The sequence below is a fragment of the Pseudomonas lyxosi genome, from assembly GCF_047758685.1.
Taxonomy (GTDB): domain Bacteria; phylum Pseudomonadota; class Gammaproteobacteria; order Pseudomonadales; family Pseudomonadaceae; genus Aquipseudomonas; species Aquipseudomonas lyxosi.
In genome coordinates, this window is record NZ_CP180481.1 from 4,865,860 (window position 1) to 4,883,506 (window position 17,647).

A 17,647-nucleotide genomic window follows, 5' to 3' on the forward strand; every position below is an offset into this window, starting at 1 on the left:
AGAGCTGCTCGGTTGACCTTCGCCGTCTCCAAACATTCCCTCTATCGGACCACGCTCGGCTCAGGAGATAAAAAAGTGAACCCCTGTCAAAACTCACCCCTCCATACGCTTAGAGGCCTATTCCACTTTCTGCTGCTTGTCGGCTTGCCGACCTTCATGCATGAGCGCAAGGAACAAGGCCTGTTGAATGCCGTTTGCGTCTGGGGCGTCGGATTGCTGGTGCTGGTTACCCTCCTGGTCTCAATGATCCTGCTATGGTTCAACGTATTGACGCCTGAATACCTGCGCGCGACCGTCGGTTGATCGCCAACGGCTCTACATCGCGGCACGCACCCGACGAGTACCGAACATGAGTTTCATTTTATGGGTGGCGGTGCTGGGTGCCGTGCTGCTGACGCTGGCACTGACGTCGTCGTACCTGCGCTGGATGCCGGTGACTACGTCGGCGGTGTGCCTGGTGCTGGGTGTGGCGATCGGGCCCGCGGGGTTCGGGCTGTTGAAACTGGACACCGATGATGCGTCCACCTGGATGGAGCATCTGACGGAAGTCGCGGTGCTGTTTTCGTTGTTTGTCTGTGGTTTGAAGTTGCGCTTGCCGCTCAGGGACAAAAACTGGCGCATTGCCTGCGGCCTGGCCGGCCCGGTCATGGCGCTGACCATTGCCGGTGTCAGCCTGTTGCTGCATTACGGCTTCGAATTGCCCTGGGGTGCCTCCGTGTTGGTTGGCTCGATTCTGGCGCCCACCGACCCGGTGCTCGCCGCCCTGGTGCAAGTCAACGACGCCCGGGATGATGACAGCGTGCGTTTCGGGTTGTCGGGTGAAGCCGGGCTCAATGATGGGATCGCCTTCCCGTTTGTCATCCTTGGCCTGCTGCTGGTGCAACACGACGGCAACCCCGGCTGGCTGAGCGACTGGGTGCTGCGCAGTCTGTTGTGGGCTGTCCCGGCCGGTTTGCTCACCGGCTACTGGATGGGACGCGGTATTGGTCGCCTGACCTTGTTGATGCGCATCAAAAATGACGACAGCACCCTTTCCCCAAATGATTACCTCGCCCTCGCCTTGATTGCCCTGGCGTATGTCGGGGCCGAGTCGATTCACGGTTACGGTTTTCTGTCGGTGTTCGCCGCCGGCCTGGGTTTGCGCCAAGAAGAAGTCAAATCCACGGGCGAGGACGAGCTTCCCGCCGAGCATCTGGTTCAGCCGGTTGTGGGTCATCAGAGCGTCGAGCCACAAGATGCCGTTCATGGTGATACCGCAAGCCTGGAAGACACTCAGGTGGCAGCGGGCATCATGATGGGCGACATGCTCGCCTTCGGCAGCCTGGTGGAACGGGCCATGGAGGTATTTCTGGTGACGCTGCTCGGCGTGGTGCTGATAGCTCACTGGGACTGGCGTGCGTTGCCAATCGCTGGCGTGTTGTTTTGCCTGATACGCCCCTTGAGCGTCGTCGCCATGCCTTGGGGCAGTTTGCTCAACGGCCACCAGCGAATGTTGATTGGCTGGTTCGGCATACGCGGTATCGGCAGTCTGTATTACCTGTTTTATGCCCTGAACCACGGGCTGGCCCCGTCGATTGCAACGCTCTGCATGGATCTGACCTTGTGCGTGGTCGCGCTAAGCATCCTCATTCACGGGATCAGCACCCAACCGATGCTGGCTCGATATGAACAGCATAAAAAACGGGATATTTGATTTGATGTATGCGCGTTCAGGGTCCGAATTATCGAATTTTCACGTTCATAAATTTGAAATTCTTTTGCGATCCAGCAGGTCACAACCTTAATCCTGCTCGGCTTTGGGCACGGCGGGACTTGCCAGGTTCGGTTCCCCTGCGACATCGATACCTATCAAAAGGAACCTCGAAAAATCAGGTGCTGGTCATGATTCACTATTCCACCTCCGAAGAAATCAAAGCCTGCCGGGCCTTCGCCCTGGAACGTAATCGTCAAATGTTTGAAGACGCCCAGGCACTGAGCCGCAGCGCCTGGGCGTTACTCGAGGTCAGCGACATGGATATGGAACTGTTTGATCGCTATCAGGCCATGCGAAGAAAGGCCGACTTGAAGTTCGAGGAAGCGATCGAGCACTTGCGGCTGCTTAACGAAGATTTCCCGCCTGTCTCGATGTCCACGCAAAACGCTCATCGTTTGCTCCAGCCACCCGAATCCAGAGCCTGAACCTGAAAAGCCCGGCACAGTCGCCGGGCTTTTTATTGTCTGGAACATCAATGCTCCACTGCGAACTGCATGAGTCAATTTCCGGACTCATGCAGGCTGCATGACCGCAGTTCGCCATCAGACACTTCAACTTATTGTTTTACAAACAAGTTATCGATCCGGCAAACCGGCACGACAAATGCTCAAGGACAATGAGCGACTTTCGGCCTTGAGACCGTTCGCGCTCACCCCTGACCCGTTGGAGAGACTCGACCATGAACGCCATAGACTTGTTGAAAGCAGACCATGAACGCGTAAAAGGCATCCTGACCCAATTAAGCGAATCCACCGAGCGTGGTGTTAAAAAGCGCGGCGAGTTGCTGGCCAAGCTGGAAATGGAGATCGCCATCCACACCCGTCTCGAAGAAGAAGTCTTGTACCCGGCGTACAAGAAAGCCGGGGGCAAGGAACAGGACGTCATGTATTACGAAGCCAAGGAAGAACATCGCACCGTTGATTCCCTGGTGCTGCCAGACCTGAAAGTCACCGACCCGTCCACCCCGGAATTCGCCGGTCGCGTGAAAGTGGTCAAGGAACTGCTGGAACATCACATTGAAGAAGAGGAAACGGAAATGTTCCCTCAGGCGAAAAAACTGTTGGGCAAAGCCACACTTGAAGAGCTGGGCGCGCAAATGGAAAGTTTGAAAGCTCAGTACAAGAAAGAAATGAGCGCAGCCAATCTGGCGGCTTGATGCACGTGGCGGGAACACAAAAGGCCCGGCATATGCCGGGCCTTTTTGGTTGTTCGGTTCACGCGACATTCAGCTGGAATGACAATACAAGGGAGGGGCTGCGATGGATTATCTCGATTGGGTGCAATGGCCGGCGATGCTGCTCACGGTGCTGGCGGCGTGGTTGATCGGTTCGCAAAACCCCAGGCGCAGGGTCTCGGGCTTCGTCTGTTTTATTGTCAGCAATGTTTTATGGGTGATATGGGGTTACCACACCCAGGCCTATGCACTGATCGTGTTGCAGTTTTGCCTGTGCGCCATGAACGTGCGTGGTTTCAAGAAGAACGCGGGATCAGCGGCCGAACATTGAGCTCGCGTTGTCATTTCATGGTCGTGGCGATGATTTCCACCAGATTGAGTTGGGTAAAGGGTTTGGACAGGCGCGGAAGCCTGGTTGCGAAACCTTCCAGGCGCTCGGCGTAACCGGTGGCAAGGATGATCGGCAGGTCCGGCTTCATGGTTCGGATAGCCTGCGCCAGTTGCGCGCCATTCATCTGTGGCATGGCCATGTCGGTGATAACCAGGTCAATCGCTGATTCAGTGTCGAATACTTTCAGCGCTTGCGCCCCGGACGTCGCACTGATCACCCGATGCCCCAGGTCTTCGAGTAACAGGCAGGTACTGGTCAACACGAGGCTGTCATCATCCACGACCAGCACGCATAGACGGTGCACCGGCGGTGCGGCCTCCTCGGTAACAGGTTTGGCAACCGAACCGGTCGTGGCGACGGGTATCCACAGTTCGGCGATCGTGCCTATGTCCTTCTGACTCTTGAGGACGAATCGTCCGCCCAGTTGCTCGATGTAACCATGCACCATCGAAAGTCCCAGCCCCGTGCCTTTGCCAACGCCTTTTGTGGTGAAGAACGGGTCCATTGCCGAACCGAGCGTGGCGTCATCCATACCCTCCCCCGTGTCGCTGACACTCAGGCAAACATACCGGCCTGACAGCAGGGATAACTGCGGTTGATCCCAGGTTTCTTCAGTCTTGGCACTGATAACGATTTTTCCGCCATGGGGCATTGCATCGCGGGCGTTGGTCACCAGGTTCAGTACCGCCAGTTCAAGCTGATTGACGTCGGCCAGGACCGGCTCGAGTTCTTGCGAAAAGCGGGTTTCGAGTACCACGGAAGGCCCGAGCGAACTGCGCAACAGCCCGCTGATCCCTTGCACCAGCGCAGGGATCTGGACGGGTTCGGCTTTGAGCTCCTGACGTCTGGCAAACGCCAGCATGCGCTGGGTCAGGGTTACGCCCCGCAACGCCCCCTGAGTGGCGTTGTCCACCAATCGGGTAATTTTCGGATCGTCCCCCACGCGTTTGCGGACGATTTCCAGATTGCCGAGGATGACGGTCAGCAAATTGTTGAAGTCGTGGGCAATGCCGCCGCTGAGTTGGCCGATGGCCTGCATTTTCTGCGCCTGAAACAGCGCTTCGCGGGTTTGCTCCAGCGCCTGCTGGGCTTGTGTGGCTTCGGTGATATCACGGGTGATCTTGGCGAAACCGAGCAGCGTGCCGGTTTCGCCCCAAATCGGATCGACCACGACATTGGCCAGAAACCGCGTACCGTCCTTGCGCACGCGCCAGCCTTTGTTTTCGAATCGCCCTTCACGTACCGCAATGCTCAGGGTCCGTTGCGGTTCGCCGGCCTCGCGGTCTTCCGGGGTGTAAAACATCGAAAAGTGCTTGCCGATGACTTCTTCGGGCAAATACCCCTTTATTCGCTGAGCCCCGGGATTCCAGTTGGTCACGCTGCCATCCGCGGCGAGCATGTAGATGGCGTAATCAGTGACGCTTTGAACCAGCAGACGGAACTGCTGCTCGCTTTGCTTGAGGACTTCTTCGGCCATTTTGCGGTCGGTCAGGTCCCGGGTAATCTTGGCAAACCCTAGCAACTTGCCCGACGGGTCGAGAATCGGATCAATGACGACGTGGCACCAGAAATGCGTGCCGTCCTTGCGAACCCGCCAGCCTTCCCCCTCGAAACGCCCCTCCCTGATCGCCGTGTCCAGTGCCCGCTGGGGCAAACCGGCACGGCGATCCTCCTCGGTATAGAACCGAGAAAAGTGCTTGCCGAGAATCTCGGCCTCTTCATAGCCCTTGAAACGCCTGGCGCCGGCGTTCCAGCTGGTGATGATGCCATCGGGATCAATCATGTAGATCGCGTAGTCAATCACAGCATCGATCAACAGGCGAAAACGACTGTCGTCGATGGCGTTGGCTTTGGTCCGATCCTCGTTCATTGATCCCTCTTGGTATTACTGCTTTTTTGGAGTATGCGACAAACCACGCATTTGGAAAGTCGGAAAAACGGTACTCGTCGCCCAGCGTTATCGATTCACGTATTGGACAATGTAGGCGTACAGATCGTTGTAGACGAAATTCGGAACATACGAAGCATGAGTCGCAGTCTTGTACAGCGCCAGATGGCACTCTTTGACCACTTCGTCGCGATCACTCACCGCGAAGACACGGTTGTCGATGATGTTTGAATAGACGCTGTACGCAAAATCCACCTTGGTTGTCGTTGTAGTGACGGAACCGTCGGCAGCTTTGGAGTAGGTACTCTGGGCAATCAAGGTCCGCTCGTTCAACACGCCGAACCCGCGTTCGTACACATTGACTTGCGAGCCGCTGACCGCCTTTGCAGCCTTCTCGAAGGCCAGGATGATCGCAGGCGCATAACTCATGCTGGCATCCAGCGTCGATACCGTGAGAAACCTTTCCATTTCCTGGTCTTCAAGGCTTTTGAACGCTCGTTTAATGCTCGACACATGAGCAAACTCTTGAGTGCAGCCAACGATGTGAGTTTCGAACTGATAACCGGCGGCGGTCGCCAACGGCGGGAAGGCCGCGAAATCGAGGCTATCGAACGCACATTCCATGATGATGTTGAATTTACCGGTGAAGGCCTGCGTAAAGATCTTCGTACTCACTTCACGAACAAATGCCTCGGTATGCTCATACGCATGCAAGACGCCGAGTTTGATCATCTCTGCGTATTGGGGGTGTTTCTTGCGGTAGTCGGGCAGGTACAGGCGAACATAGTTGTCGTAGCGTTTTGAAGGCAGGAGGTTCTTTTCCAGCAGATAGGTTTTGCCTGACCCTTGCAGCCCGGCAACGACCAGAATTTTTGGGGTCGCCTCGGCCTTGATGCCGCTGAACAGCGTCGCTTTTATTTCATTGAATGCTGTGGTGACCTGCTCAGGGGTGTACGTGTATCCAGGTGGTACTGACATATCTTGATTTCCTTATCAAAGATTCAGCTTGAAAGTGATGACTGGCTCTTTGAATAAAGACGGCATTCGCTGATTGTTCAAATGGGCCTTTCTTTCAGGATATGTCGATGTTTTTAAAGTAAAAAATCCTACTCGACAGCGTGCAAAATCCTCGGAGCAATCGACCACCAGCGCGGCAGTAACTGCTTGACCTTGCTATCGCCAAAGCGGTCATCGATCAACATCACCACCCCTTGATCCTGCTGGGTGCGGATCACCCTTCCCGCCGCCTGCACCACTTTCTGCACACCGGGAAACAGGTAGGTGTAGTCATAACCGGCACCGAAAATTGCTGCCATGCGCTGTTTCAACTGCTCGTTGACCGGGTTGAGTTGCGCCAGTCCGAGGGTGGCGATAAACGCTCCGATCAGTCGCGCGCCCGGCAAGTCGATGCCTTCGCCAAAAGCCCCGCCCAATACCGCAAAACCAACGCCCTGACTCTCGGCGGTGAACTGATCGAGAAAGTCCTGTCGCTGCCCTTCCCCCATGCCCCGGGACTGCGACCACAGATTAATGTCGGGATGCCTCTGGGCCAGCAACTGCGCCACTTGCTGCAAATAATCAAAGCTGCTGAAAAACGCCAGGTAATTGCCGGGACGTTGACTGAACTGCCGGGCGATCAGCTCGACGATTGGCGCAAGGGATGACTGGCGATGGACAAATCGCGTAGAGATCTGGCTGACGATCTGCACTTGCAGCTGATCGGCGTGAAATGGCGATTCAACGTCGATCCACACCGTGTTCTCCGGCGTGCCGAGCAGATCGGCATAGTAGTGGCGAGGGCTCAGGGTCGCGGAAAACAGCACGGTGCTGCGTGCAGCCGTCAAGCGTGGGCGGATGAAGCCGGCGGGCACCACGTTGCGCAGGCACAGCTGCGACAGGTTGCGTTGGCGGTCGAGGTCGCGCTTGCTGATGTCGAACAGGAACTGTTCATCGAAGAGTTCGGCCACCCGGCAAAATTGCAGCATGTCGAAATAGAAGTTCTGTAACGCGCCGTCCAGGCCTTGCGGATGATCGTTCAGGTAATCGCCGATGCTCGCGCTGCATGATGACAAGGCCTGGAGCAGTTTTTCCGGCGCCTTGTCATAGGCCTGATACGCGCCGAGCTGCAGGTTATGCAGGGCATTCCACTCACGGTTGACCCGTTGCAATGGTTTCTTCAATGCCTCGGGCGCGGTTTTTCGTACGCCGTTGAGGGTCGCTTGGTCGAGGCTGGCGCTGTACATTTGCCGGCCGCGCTCCACCAGGTTGTGCGCTTCGTCCACCAGCACCGCGACTGTCCAGTTATTGGCCTGGGCCAGCCCGAACAGCAGCGCGCTGAAATCGAAGTAGTAGTTGTAATCGGCGACTACCACGTCTGCCCAGCGGGCCATTTCCTGGCTCAGGTAGTAGGGACAGACGTCGTGTTGCAAGGCGACCTCGCGCAAAGCGTTCTGGTTCAGCAGTGACAATTTGCTGGCCGCCTCGCGAGCGGCGGGCAAGCGATCATAAAACCCCTGGGCCAGCGGGCAGGATTCGCCGTGACAGGCTTTGTCCGGATGCTCGCAGGCCTTGTCCCGGGCGATCATTTCGAGCACCCGCAAGGGTGGCGCGTCGGCGCTGTCGAGGATCACTTGCGCGGCGTCCAGCGCCAGTTTGCGCCCCGGGGTTTTCGCCGTGAGGAAGAACACCTTGTCCAGTTGCTGCGGCGCCAGGGCCTTGAGTATCGGGAACAGCGTGCCGACCGTCTTGCCGATCCCCGTGGGCGCCTGCGCCATCAAGCAACGACCGGTGCTGACAGCCTTGAACACCGACTCCGCCAGATGACGCTGCCCCGGTCGAAAGTCGGCATGGGGAAACGCCAGTTGTTGCGCCGCCCGATTTCGCCCTTCGCGATGAGCCATTTCCTGTTCGGCCCAGTGCAGGAACAAGGCGCAATGTTGTTCGAAGAACAGCCCCAGTTCCGCAGCGCTGAAAGTCTCGACCAGGCAGGTTTCCTTTTCATTGACGATGTTGAAGTACACCAGGGCCAGATTGATTTGCGCCAGCTGCAGTTTCTGGCACATCAACCAGCCGTAGATCTTCGCCTGCGCCCAGTGCAGCTGACGGTGGTTGGCCGGTTGTTTGCTCAAGTCGCCGCGATAGGTTTTGACTTCTTCCAGGCAATTTTGCGCGGGGTCGTAGCCGTCGGCCCGGCCCTTTACCTTCAACGTCTGATACAGGCCTTCAAGCGCGACTTCACTCTGGTAACCCTCGCTGCGCCGGGACGCCACCGTACGGTGCCCGACAATCCCTTCCAGCGCCGTCGGTGAAGGCGTAAAACGCAGGTCGAGGTCACCGACCTTGGCGGTGAATTCACACAGCGCCCGCACCGCGATGCTGTAACTCAAGCGCCCTGCTCCGCCCATTGCACGTAGCAGACGGCAATCGGCATCTGGTGCTCATGGCAGAACTCGAGCCAGCGCAATTGATTGTCTTGCAAGCGGTCACCGGGGCCTTTGACTTCGATCATCCGGTAGGTTTTGTCCTGCGGCCAAAACTGGATCAGGTCTGGCATGCCGGCGCGATTGGCCTTGATGTCCAACAGCAGGCGATTGAACCAGTGCTTGAGGTGTTCGGCCGGCAGGCAATCGAGTGCCTGATCGAGCAATTCTTCGCTCAGCACACCCCAGAACACGAAGGGCGACTGCACGCCCCACTTGCTGGCATAGCGTTCACGAATCGTCCGGCGGTAACGCCCGTCATCGAGTTCAGACAGGCAACCCTGGAACAGCTCCGCGCGGCGTGCGTGAAAGTCCTCATTGAGCAGATCCACCGGCCCACGCTGGAACGGGTGGAAAAACGCCCCCGGCAACGGCGCGAAAATCGCCGGCCAACACAGCAGTCCGAACAGCGAGTTGATCAGACTGTTCTCGACGTAATGCACCGGCGCCGACTCTTCCGCCAAATGCGCCTGAACGTAAGACTCCACCGACAACGCCGGATCGGTTCTGGGCAGTTGCAGGTCCAGGCGCAGCATTTCCCGTGGGGACGAGCGCTTTATCACCGGACCGCCCAACTTGCGCCGCAGCCTGGGCAGCACACGCAGCAATTGTTGCTGCTCGGTGGCACTTTCCGGCGATTGCTCCACCGCGACGGCCAGGTCCATGGCCAGCTGATATTCACCGCAGCGCTCCAATACGCGAATCAACCGCAGGCGCGCGCCGGGATAAGCGCACTCGCGGTAGATCGTCAGTGCGGTAGAGAAATCCGCCAGGCGCTCGCAGTGCTGACCGATCTGGAACAACAGTTTGCCGCGACGTCTTTGCAGCCAGGGATTGCTCAGCGCCAGCCCTTTGATCTGCTCCACAATGTCTTCTACTGCTTCGCCGGCCTCGAAATGTTGCTGACACTCATGAAGGAAGAGGCAGGCGTCCACGTCGTCGCGGCTGCGCAGGCCTCGGGAGTCGGCGCAAAACTCGACTTTTTCATAGGTAAAGATGCCCAGGTCAGCCAGTACGAACTCGGACCAGTCCTGGTAAAGATTGCCGAAAAACATCAAGCGCAGCCGGTCGCACAGGCCCATGATGGTCAGGCTGAACAATCGGTCATCCAGCGACGGGCACCACTGGCCGAAGCTGTGAGCCTGAGAAAACTGTTCGCTCAGTGCGGGCAGCCAATCGGTCTTTTTTCCTTTGGGTTGATCGATGGTGGCGCCAAAACACTGGAGAATTTCCGCCTTGAGCAGCACCTCGAACAGCGCTCCGATCGACAGCGGCGATTGCTCATCGATCCAGCCCAGGGCCAGCAGTGGGCCGGCGGCGATGGCGATGTCGCCGATTTCGAGGTAATGCAGCTTGCTCGCCCGGAAGTGATTCCCCTTGCGCATCACCATCCTGACCAGCAGCGCCCTGGATTCACGGGGCAACCGCTTGAACTCGCGGATGAAGTGTTGCTCTTCGACGCTCAGCACATCGGCATAGCGAAGCTCAAGCCAATCAAGCACTTGCATGAAGTTGTTCAAGTAGTAGAACGGATCGTCGAGCGGATTTGCAGTCACAGGAAAAAAGGCCATGGCGAGCGAGTACTGGTTATGCGTACAGATACCAGCTACGCCCTGCCCGGGCAAACGGAAATGGATAAGCGGCGGCGTTAATCGGTAATTTTTCGAGTGTCTCTGAACTTTCTGCCGATCCATCGGACCTAACCGCGTTAGAGGTACAGTGACGATTGATTTCGTTCGTGGCAGTCGCGCTGTTTTTTTGAAGGATAAGAGGTGGTTATGAATATCAAGACTCTGGGCCTGCCCCTGGCGGTAGCGGCCTTTCTGGCCCTGGCCGGTTGCTCGACGCCAACGGTTGTGACGCTGCAGAACGGCACCCAGTATTTGACCAAGGACACGCCGAAAACCAAGACCAAGGACGGCTTCTTCGAGTTCGAAGATATTTCCGGGGCGAAAGTGAAGGTCAAGGCCGATGAAGTGAGCACGATTCGACAGGAAGACTGAGTACCGAGTCATCGTTCATCGTCGGAACGCCGCCCGGAACAAGCTCGCTCCCAGAGGGGATTTGTGAACGCCACAGATCCAATGTGGGAGCGAGCTTGCTCGCGATGGGGCCCTCACAGGCAGCGCATCACCGTCAGGCAATAACAATCCCTGAACTGGACAGACTATCCAGCCCAACCCCGACCAACGTCACCGAATCCCCCCCAAATGTCAGCACCGTGTCGTGCCCCACCGCCGTGGCATGCGCCCGATAGTCGTCGTTCGGTGTCACCCCCTGAACCCCGAGAAACACCAGTTTGTCGCTGGCCTGGTAGCCAACCACCCGGTCCTGACCAAACACGCCGCTAAACAGGAACGTATCGATACCGCCCCCCGACTCCAGCAAGTCATTACCGGCCCCGCCGACAAACACGTCGTTACCGTTGCTGCCGATCAAATGATCGTTGCCGTCCAGTCCAAACAACCAATCGCCGCCAGCGTGAGCCGTGAGCGTATCGGCACCGGCCCCGCCCTTTACCGTTGACGCGTACTGAGTCAGGTTGTTGCCCGCCTTAAGGCCTTCGGCAGTGACGCTGTGGGTCACATCATCCTTGAACAGCCCCCACAGAACCCCCGGCTCCTTGGTCACAATGCTGCCGATGTCGCGGGTCATGCTGATGCCGCCATTGGCGTCGCGGATGTACAGGTTTCCGGCGCCGTCATTGGCGAAGTCGAAGTTTTTCACCGACTGCTGCACATCCAGCACGTTGTTGCCCTTGCCGCCCAACAGGATGTTGTAGCCACCACCGTCGCGGAAGGTGTCGTTGCCATCTCGGCCTTCCAGATAGTCGTTGCCTTTGCCACCCTGGATCAGATCGTTGCCGTCACTGCCGATGATGAACGTGCTGCCCTTGTGGGTTTCAGCGTTGCGATTCAGGTCCTGAACCCAAGTGTTGGCGCGAGCCGGGTCCGAGAGATTGGCGACGATGATCGTCGAGTCTTTACTGGTGAGGTCGTAGAACTTCGACTCGATTACCCGGTTCATGCCGTCGCCGTAGGCGGTGGGCAAGTGCGAGATCCAGGTCGGAATGTTAAGGATGGAAAACGGCAGCACATTCCACGCGGTCGAGGCGTAGTGGTCGTTGAAGCTGACGATGTTATCGGTCGCCGAAGCCTTGGCGGCATCGTGCACGCCCACCGACGACAGGTTGAACGATGAACCGTCGAGGGCGCGGTACACCGGGTCGTTCTCGTAACCGACGTTCAGCACTTTGTCGGTGCTGCTTTGGGTCGGCGAGGCGTAGGCGATGTAGTTGGAATCCTGGTAGAACCCGGCCCACTTGTCGCTGCTCAAATCTGCCAGGCTGTTGACCGCCAACCCGCCGAGGCTGTGACCGCTGACCAGCACGTCCTTGCCCGACAGGCCGTTGGCCCGGGCAAAGGCCGCCACATCGCTGAGCAGATTGCCGAAGGCTTCGCCGACGTAGTTCTTGGCGTAATCCTTGGGCCCCAACGCCGCCAGCAGATCATTGATCACATCGCCGATGGAGTCGCTGATCTGGCTTTCTCGTGGGCCGCTGGTGCCGCGAAAGGCGATACCGATTTCGCTGAGATGACCCTGCGCGTCGTACTTGCCGAGAATTTCCACCTGAGCGCTGGTGTACCCGGCTTTTTCGCCGAAGAACGTTCCGCGTGCATCGACCTTGCCGTCATAGCCCAGTTGCGTGGCGGTGATGGGTGTCCAGCCGGCTTTCTGCACCGCGTCCAGCGCGGCTTTTTCCGAATCGGGGTTCCATGGGATTCCGGGAATGACGCCTTGGGAGTCGGTGCCGCCGATCAGCGCGGTCACCAGTGTCGCCGGCAAGCCAAGGCCGAAGCCGTTGTGCTGATAGCCGGTGGCAAAGCCGTTATCGAGGTTGTGATAGGAATACAGCGTGATCGCCATCGCGTCGGTAAATAACGCTTTGGAATCGGCTGTACCGAAGTTTTTGTAGTCGTACACACCCATTGGTATTGCCTCTCTCTTTGTTGGAATTGTCAGAGATAGCTCACAACCAGGACGCCCTATCACGAGGCGCCCCGGAGCATTTAGTGCATGCAGCCTTAGGCAAACGTAATGCCTGAAGCCGACAGGTTATCCAGTCCCACTCCTACCAGGGTCACGGCAAAGTCGCCAATCTTCAGCACCGTGTCATGGCCCGACTGCGAAGCGTGTTGCGTGTAGTCATAACCCTGCCCCGCGCCCTGAACGCCCATGAACAGCAGTTTGTCGTTGCTCTGGTAGCCATTGATCGCGTCGAAACCAAAGGCGCCGCTGAACAGGAACGTGTTGTTGCCACCCGAGGCCTGCATGACGTCATTACCCGCGCCACCGACGAAGGTCACGTGGCTTTTGTCGCTGCGCAGCAGGTCGTCGCCGGCATTGCCGAACAACCAGTCGCCGTCGACAGTGGCCGCCAGTGTGTTGCCGTAGGCGTCACCGTTGAGCGAGTGGTTGTAGTGGGTCAGTTCGCTGCCGTTGAGCAAACCGTTGGCGGTGACGCTGTAAGTCACCTCCTTGCTCCCCCACCATGAGCCCGACTCCTGACTGACCAGCGCGCCGATGTCGCGGGTCATGCTGATGCCGCCATAGGCATCACGCACGTACAGCGTGCCGTCACCGTCGTTGGCAACGCTGAAGTTCTGCAACGGCTTCTGCAATTCGAAGGTGTTGCTGCCCTTGCCGCCCAGAAGGATGTTGTAACCACCGTCATCGCGGAACCGGTCGTTGCCATCGCGGCCTTCGATGAAGTCATTGCCGGCACCGCCCTTGAGCAGGTCGTTGCTGTCGGTGCCGATGATGAATGTGCTGCCGGTGTGCGGTTCGCCGCTGCGACCGAGGTCCTCGACCCAGGTCTTGCCCCGGGACGCTTCCGCCAGGTTGGACACGATCAGCGTCGAGTCCTTGTCGGTGAGGTCGTAGAAGCGCGAGTCGATCACCCGGTTCAACCCGTCGGCATACCCCAGCGAGCCGTGAGCCGACCAGTTCAGCGGGTTGAGGATGCTGAACGGCGCCAGGTTCTGCGCGGTGGACGCGTACTGGTCATTGAAGTTGACGATGTTGTTGGTCGCCGAGTCCTGATGCCCGTCGTGTTTGCCCAGGGAACCGCTGCTGAACGTGGTGCCGTCGAGTACCCGAAACACCGGATCGTTCTCGTAACCGATGTTCAGCACGTTGTTGCCGGTAGCGCTTTGGGTCGGCGAGGCGAAGGCAACGTAGTTGGCTTCCTTGAAGAAACCGCCCCAGTTGTTGCCGCTCAGTTCGGCGAGGCTGTTGACGCCCAGCCCGCCGAGGCTATGTCCGCTGACCAGCACGTCCCTGGCGCTCAGGCCATGACCGATCGCAAACGCGGCGACGTCTTTGAGCAAATTGTCGAAGGCGTTTTTCGCGTAGTTCGTCGCGTAATCCACCGGGCCGACAGCGGCCAGCAGATTGTTTTTCATGTCGCCGAAAGTGTCGCTGTAACCCAGGCCGCCGGTGCCACGGAAAGCAATGCCGATACCGATCAGCTTGCCCGCCGCGTCGTACTTGCCGAGCACTTCGGCTTCGGCGCTGGTGAAGCCATCCTTCTCGCCATAGAAGGTGCCTTGTGCGCCGACCTTGCCTTGATAACCCAGCTGCGTGGCGCCAATTGGCGCCCAACCGGTCGCCGGCAGCGGCTGACCGGTTGGTGTGTACGCATACAGCGTCAGCGCGATGGCATCGCTGTACAACGCCTTGCCGTCAGCATTTTTGTAATCAAACAGTCCCATAGGTTTGCTTCCTTTGCGTCAAATCAGAACTGCCAGTCGAGCGTCAGACCCACACCGTGGTCTTTCTCGTTGGAGCCGAGCAGTCCGTTGTAATCCAGGCTCAAACGAACATCCTGCGCCACTGCCAAACCCGCCCGCGCACCGATGACGGCAGCGTTACGGTCCAGGGAAACGCTCTGCACGCTGAACGCGGTGTTGCCGTTGGCGAAGGCCAGATGATCTTCGGAACGGGTGTTGCTCAGGTTGTGCTGCCAGCCCAGCGTGCCGGACAGTTCCAGCTGCTTGTCCGACAGGGCAATCGCTTTGCTCGCCCGCAGACCAAGGGTCGAGAGCACGGCGTCGCGGTTGTCTTCGCCGCCCTTGAGCGCTGCGGCATCACCTTTCTCGGTGAAGCTGTCGCTGTTCAGGTGCACGTAAGCCAGGTTGGCGAACGGTTCCAGCGCCAGCGGTTGCAGGTCCAGGCGATACGCCGCTTCGGTAAACAGTTGTGCGGTTGTCGCATCGCGTTTGGATTTCTGTTTGCCGCTGACGTCGCCCAATTGCAGATCACGTTTCACGTCGATGCGATGCCAGCTGTAAGCACCACCGACGCTCAGACGCAGCGCATCGATTTCATGGCCCAGATAGGCGCCCAGGTGGTAGCTGTCGACGGAGGCTGACGAATGCGTGCCATCGCCCATGCTCAACGAACTGTCGCTGTAACCGGTCACGAAGCCCAACCGCGTATCTTCAGCGATCAGACCGTCGACACCGGCCAGCAAGCCGCCGATGGAGCTGTTGGAACTGGCGTTGTCATGCCCGCCATCGCTCTTGCCCCAGGCGCCGAGAACTTTGACCCAGGCGTTGCTGCGGTCATCGGTCGGTGCCGCGGCGTCAAACAGATCACGCTCGCGCAGGCGTTCGCCGACGGCATCGCGCAGGTAACGGCTGTCGTTGATCAATAGCGTGCCGATCGCCGGGTGAATCTCGCCGGACAGTTGTTGGAAGGCTTGCTGAGCAACGGCCGTAGTCGGTGACAACAGCAAGGTTTCATAGAGCGGATTGCCCGCGCCCAGTTGCTCGGCGGCGGCGGCGACGGCGCGTTGATTCGGGGTTTGGCCGACGCTGGCGAAGGACGCTGCGTTGCGCTCTACCGCCAGTTGGATGCCATTGGCCGAGTAGCCGAGCGTGCCTCCGATGAACAGATAATCCGGTAGCACGGCGCCGAAACGCCCTTCGATCCCGCCGGCCGCTTGCAGAATGTTGTATTGGTTGCCGAGCAGGGATTTCACTTCGCTGGTGGTCAGCAAGGTCGGGCTATTTTCCAGGGACAGGCTGACGGTAGCGCCGTCGATCAGGGCTTTGCCGCCCGCCACGATCTGATCGCTGCTGGTCGGCGACAACTCCACGGCGTAGGTCGAGCCAGGTTCGAAGATGACGTCGCCCGCCACCTGCAAGGTGCCGATGGAATTGCCAGGCGCCACGGTGCCGCCGCTTTTCGCGGTCAATGCGCCGATGTGGCCATTACCACCGAGAATCCCGCTGTCGTTGACGGTGACCGCCGAAAGCAGCGAGCCGTTGATTGCCAGGCGGCCCTGATTGACCAGGGTCGGGCCGGCGTAAGTGTTGGCGCCGGTCAGCACCAGCGTGCCGATGCCCTGCTTGGTCAGGCCACCATGACCGGAAATGTCATTGCGCCACGTGTCGAGGCCGCAGTGCACGTCATTGCACACGCGTTCGGTCGGTTTGCCCGCGTCGATGATCGCGCCGATGCCTGGCAAATCCGCGACAAACTGGCTCGAACCGTAGGCACCCTGGATGCGGAACTCCTCGGGAATGTCTTGCTCGGTGACAAACATCGCCGGGCCATCGATGCCTTTGCGCAGGTTGATCATGCCCCAGCCGTACAGCGAATCGACACCTGGTGCACCGAGGTCGGTGGCTGTGGTGCGCAACACGCTGGCGACCTGGGCGCCGGTCATGTACGGGAAGCGCTCCATCAGCACGGCCATGGAGCCGGCGACATGCGGCGCCGCCATCGAGGTGCCGTTGTAATTCTTGTAGCCGGTGGTCAGGTTGTCGGCGTTGGTACCACTGATGATCGAGCTGTAGATCTTGCTGCCCGGTGCGGACACGCAAAAGCTGGCGGTGTAGCCGCAACGCGATGAGAAGGTGCTGATGTTGTAGAGGTCCGGGCTGTTGAGGTCCGGGTTCTGTTGCAAGGCCGCCACTGTGACCCAGTTCGGCGCGATGTCCGGGACGAAATAGCCCAGGCCTGCGATGGCGTCCGGGTTGTTGAGGTTGTAGTCGTTGCCGGCCGCGAAGATCGTCACGATACCGCTGCGGGCCGCCGCGATGGCGCCGTCGTAGGCTCCGCCCGGTTTGGTCCCGAGCAACGGACGGATCTCGTTGAACTGCAATTGCGCGTCCTGCACGGTGAAATGCGGGTAGGCGGGATTGCGTCCGCCGAGGTCGAAGCGATCGGTGATGCCGATGCCCCAGCTGTTGTTGATGATCCGCGCGCCGCTGGCGATCAAGGCATCCCAACCGGCCTTGTAGACCGCGCCGTCGTTGCCGCGAATGATACCGTCCTCCGGGCCCGGATCGCCGTTGTCCGCACTGATGATCTGCGAGCCAAACGCCACCCCATGCATCGGACCGCCATCGCGACTGCCGGCAGCGATCCCGCCAACGTGCGTGCCGTGGGCACCCAGCTTGCCGTCGGAACCGATCGAGGGCGAACCGTCGTAGCGAAAGGCGTCTCCCGCTTTGACCGGGATGTACGGGTCGGTGTATTCGCGGATACCGCTGGTGACCAGGGTGATCACTTTGTTCGGGCCGGAGAATTCCGGATGCGCGGCGTAGACCGGTTGGTCGAAGATCCCCAGCTTCACGCCTTTACCGGTGTAACCGGCGGCGTAGGCCTCTTGTGCGTTGACCGCTCCCAGCCCCCAATCGGCATTGAATTCAGTGCTGCGCCAACTGTTGGGATCGCCTGCTCTACCGTTTTCCACGTAAGGCGCCGCTTGCGCGGTACCGAGGGTGGCCAATGCGCAAAGCAAGGCAAGGTTGTTGTGCTTGTTATTCATCCAGTTACCGTCCTTAGTTGTGTTGCCAAAATCCCTGTGCCTTGAAAAAAGCACCCTTCAAATTCACACACATTCTGTAGCAGCTGGCGCAGCCTGCGTTCGGCTGCGCAGCAGTCGTAA

13 protein-coding genes are annotated in these 17,647 nt (G+C 58.8%); 6 read left to right on the forward strand and 7 right to left on the reverse strand.

The genetic code is table 11. From position 1 onward, the window contains the following. Positions 1-12: 12 nt before the first annotated feature. The 5 genes from ACMXYI_RS22325 (at position 13) to ACMXYI_RS22345 (ending at position 3,258) form a co-directional block, all read left to right on the forward strand. Positions 13-303, forward strand: a complete 291-nt coding sequence (locus ACMXYI_RS22325; protein WP_415774010.1) for a hypothetical protein — start codon at positions 13-15, stop codon at positions 301-303. A gap of 46 nt (positions 304-349) precedes the next feature. Further along, the gene (locus ACMXYI_RS22330; protein ID WP_415769110.1) at positions 350-1,693 is read left to right on the forward strand and encodes a cation:proton antiporter; all 1,344 of its coding nucleotides are present in this window, start codon (positions 350-352) and stop codon (positions 1,691-1,693) included. A gap of 188 nt (positions 1,694-1,881) precedes the next feature. Continuing rightward, the gene (locus ACMXYI_RS22335; protein ID WP_415769111.1) at positions 1,882-2,178 is read left to right on the forward strand and encodes a hypothetical protein; all 297 of its coding nucleotides are present in this window, start codon (positions 1,882-1,884) and stop codon (positions 2,176-2,178) included. Positions 2,179-2,432: 254 nt separating this feature from the next. Then, positions 2,433-2,909: a hemerythrin domain-containing protein gene (locus ACMXYI_RS22340; RefSeq protein WP_046055244.1), complete on the forward strand. Its 477-nt coding sequence runs from the start codon at positions 2,433-2,435 to the stop codon at positions 2,907-2,909. 103 nt (positions 2,910-3,012) lie between these two features. After that, the gene (locus ACMXYI_RS22345; RefSeq protein ID WP_415769112.1) at positions 3,013-3,258 is read left to right on the forward strand and encodes a hypothetical protein; all 246 of its coding nucleotides are present in this window, start codon (positions 3,013-3,015) and stop codon (positions 3,256-3,258) included. A 10-nt stretch (positions 3,259-3,268) separates the two neighbouring features. On the opposite strand, the gene ACMXYI_RS22350 is transcribed toward ACMXYI_RS22345, so the two are convergent. From ACMXYI_RS22350 to ACMXYI_RS22365, 4 genes are all read right to left on the reverse strand, one after another. Next, complete coding sequence (locus ACMXYI_RS22350; RefSeq protein ID WP_415769113.1) at positions 3,269-5,188, reverse strand: hybrid sensor histidine kinase/response regulator; 1,920 nt, start codon at positions 5,186-5,188, stop codon at positions 3,269-3,271. 87 nt (positions 5,189-5,275) lie between these two features. After that, positions 5,276-6,184 carry a zeta toxin family protein gene (locus ACMXYI_RS22355; RefSeq protein ID WP_415769114.1) on the reverse strand — a complete coding sequence of 303 codons (909 nt, stop codon included), beginning with the start codon at positions 6,182-6,184 and terminating at the stop codon, positions 5,276-5,278. A gap of 128 nt (positions 6,185-6,312) precedes the next feature. Further along, on the reverse strand, positions 6,313-8,592 hold the full coding sequence (locus ACMXYI_RS22360; RefSeq protein ID WP_415769115.1) for an ATP-dependent DNA helicase: 2,280 nt from the start codon (positions 8,590-8,592) through the stop codon (positions 6,313-6,315). Beyond that, complete coding sequence (locus tag ACMXYI_RS22365; RefSeq protein ID WP_415769116.1) at positions 8,589-10,256, reverse strand: VRR-NUC domain-containing protein; 1,668 nt, start codon at positions 10,254-10,256, stop codon at positions 8,589-8,591. The genes ACMXYI_RS22360 and ACMXYI_RS22365 overlap by 4 nt, the downstream gene beginning before the upstream one ends. 207 nt (positions 10,257-10,463) lie before the next feature. Here ACMXYI_RS22365 and ACMXYI_RS22370 point away from each other — a divergent pair, with 207 nt between their 5' ends. Beyond that, positions 10,464-10,688: a YgdI/YgdR family lipoprotein gene (locus ACMXYI_RS22370; RefSeq protein ID WP_415769117.1), complete on the forward strand. Its 225-nt coding sequence runs from the start codon at positions 10,464-10,466 to the stop codon at positions 10,686-10,688. Positions 10,689-10,821: 133 nt separating this feature from the next. Here the strand turns inward: ACMXYI_RS22370 and ACMXYI_RS22375 are convergent, their stop codons facing one another. The 3 genes from ACMXYI_RS22375 to ACMXYI_RS22385 all read right to left on the reverse strand — a co-directional run bounded on the left by ACMXYI_RS22375 (position 10,822) and on the right by ACMXYI_RS22385 (position 17,527). Beyond that, on the reverse strand, positions 10,822-12,675 hold the full coding sequence (locus tag ACMXYI_RS22375; RefSeq protein ID WP_415769118.1) for a polyurethane esterase: 1,854 nt from the start codon (positions 12,673-12,675) through the stop codon (positions 10,822-10,824). Between the two features lie 95 nt (positions 12,676-12,770). Further along, the gene (locus ACMXYI_RS22380) at positions 12,771-14,459 is read right to left on the reverse strand and encodes a polyurethane esterase (protein ID WP_415769119.1); all 1,689 of its coding nucleotides are present in this window, start codon (positions 14,457-14,459) and stop codon (positions 12,771-12,773) included. A 23-nt stretch (positions 14,460-14,482) separates the two neighbouring features. Continuing rightward, positions 14,483-17,527, reverse strand: a complete 3,045-nt coding sequence (locus tag ACMXYI_RS22385; RefSeq protein ID WP_415769120.1) for an autotransporter domain-containing protein — start codon at positions 17,525-17,527, stop codon at positions 14,483-14,485. Positions 17,528-17,647: the final 120 nt, after the last annotated feature.

Excerpts from the sequence above, each read along its gene's own strand:
- ACMXYI_RS22330 (WP_415769110.1), top strand. The coding sequence starts at position 350 with ATGAGTTTCATTTTATGGGTGGCGGTGCTGGGTGCCGTGCTGCTGACG.
- ACMXYI_RS22335 (WP_415769111.1), top strand. The coding sequence starts at position 1,882 with ATGATTCACTATTCCACCTCCGAAGAAATCAAAGCCTGCCGGGCCTTC.
- ACMXYI_RS22340 (WP_046055244.1), top strand. The coding sequence starts at position 2,433 with ATGAACGCCATAGACTTGTTGAAAGCAGACCATGAACGCGTAAAAGGC.
- ACMXYI_RS22345 (WP_415769112.1), top strand. The coding sequence starts at position 3,013 with ATGGATTATCTCGATTGGGTGCAATGGCCGGCGATGCTGCTCACGGTG.
- ACMXYI_RS22350 (WP_415769113.1), bottom strand. The coding sequence starts at position 5,188 with ATGAACGAGGATCGGACCAAAGCCAACGCCATCGACGACAGTCGTTTT.
- ACMXYI_RS22355 (WP_415769114.1), bottom strand. The coding sequence starts at position 6,184 with ATGTCAGTACCACCTGGATACACGTACACCCCTGAGCAGGTCACCACA.
- ACMXYI_RS22365 (WP_415769116.1), bottom strand. The coding sequence starts at position 10,256 with ATGGCCTTTTTTCCTGTGACTGCAAATCCGCTCGACGATCCGTTCTAC.
- ACMXYI_RS22370 (WP_415769117.1), top strand. The coding sequence starts at position 10,464 with ATGAATATCAAGACTCTGGGCCTGCCCCTGGCGGTAGCGGCCTTTCTG.
- ACMXYI_RS22375 (WP_415769118.1), bottom strand. The coding sequence starts at position 12,675 with ATGGGTGTGTACGACTACAAAAACTTCGGTACAGCCGATTCCAAAGCG.
- ACMXYI_RS22380 (WP_415769119.1), bottom strand. The coding sequence starts at position 14,459 with ATGGGACTGTTTGATTACAAAAATGCTGACGGCAAGGCGTTGTACAGC.
- ACMXYI_RS22385 (WP_415769120.1), bottom strand. The coding sequence starts at position 17,527 with ATGAATAACAAGCACAACAACCTTGCCTTGCTTTGCGCATTGGCCACC.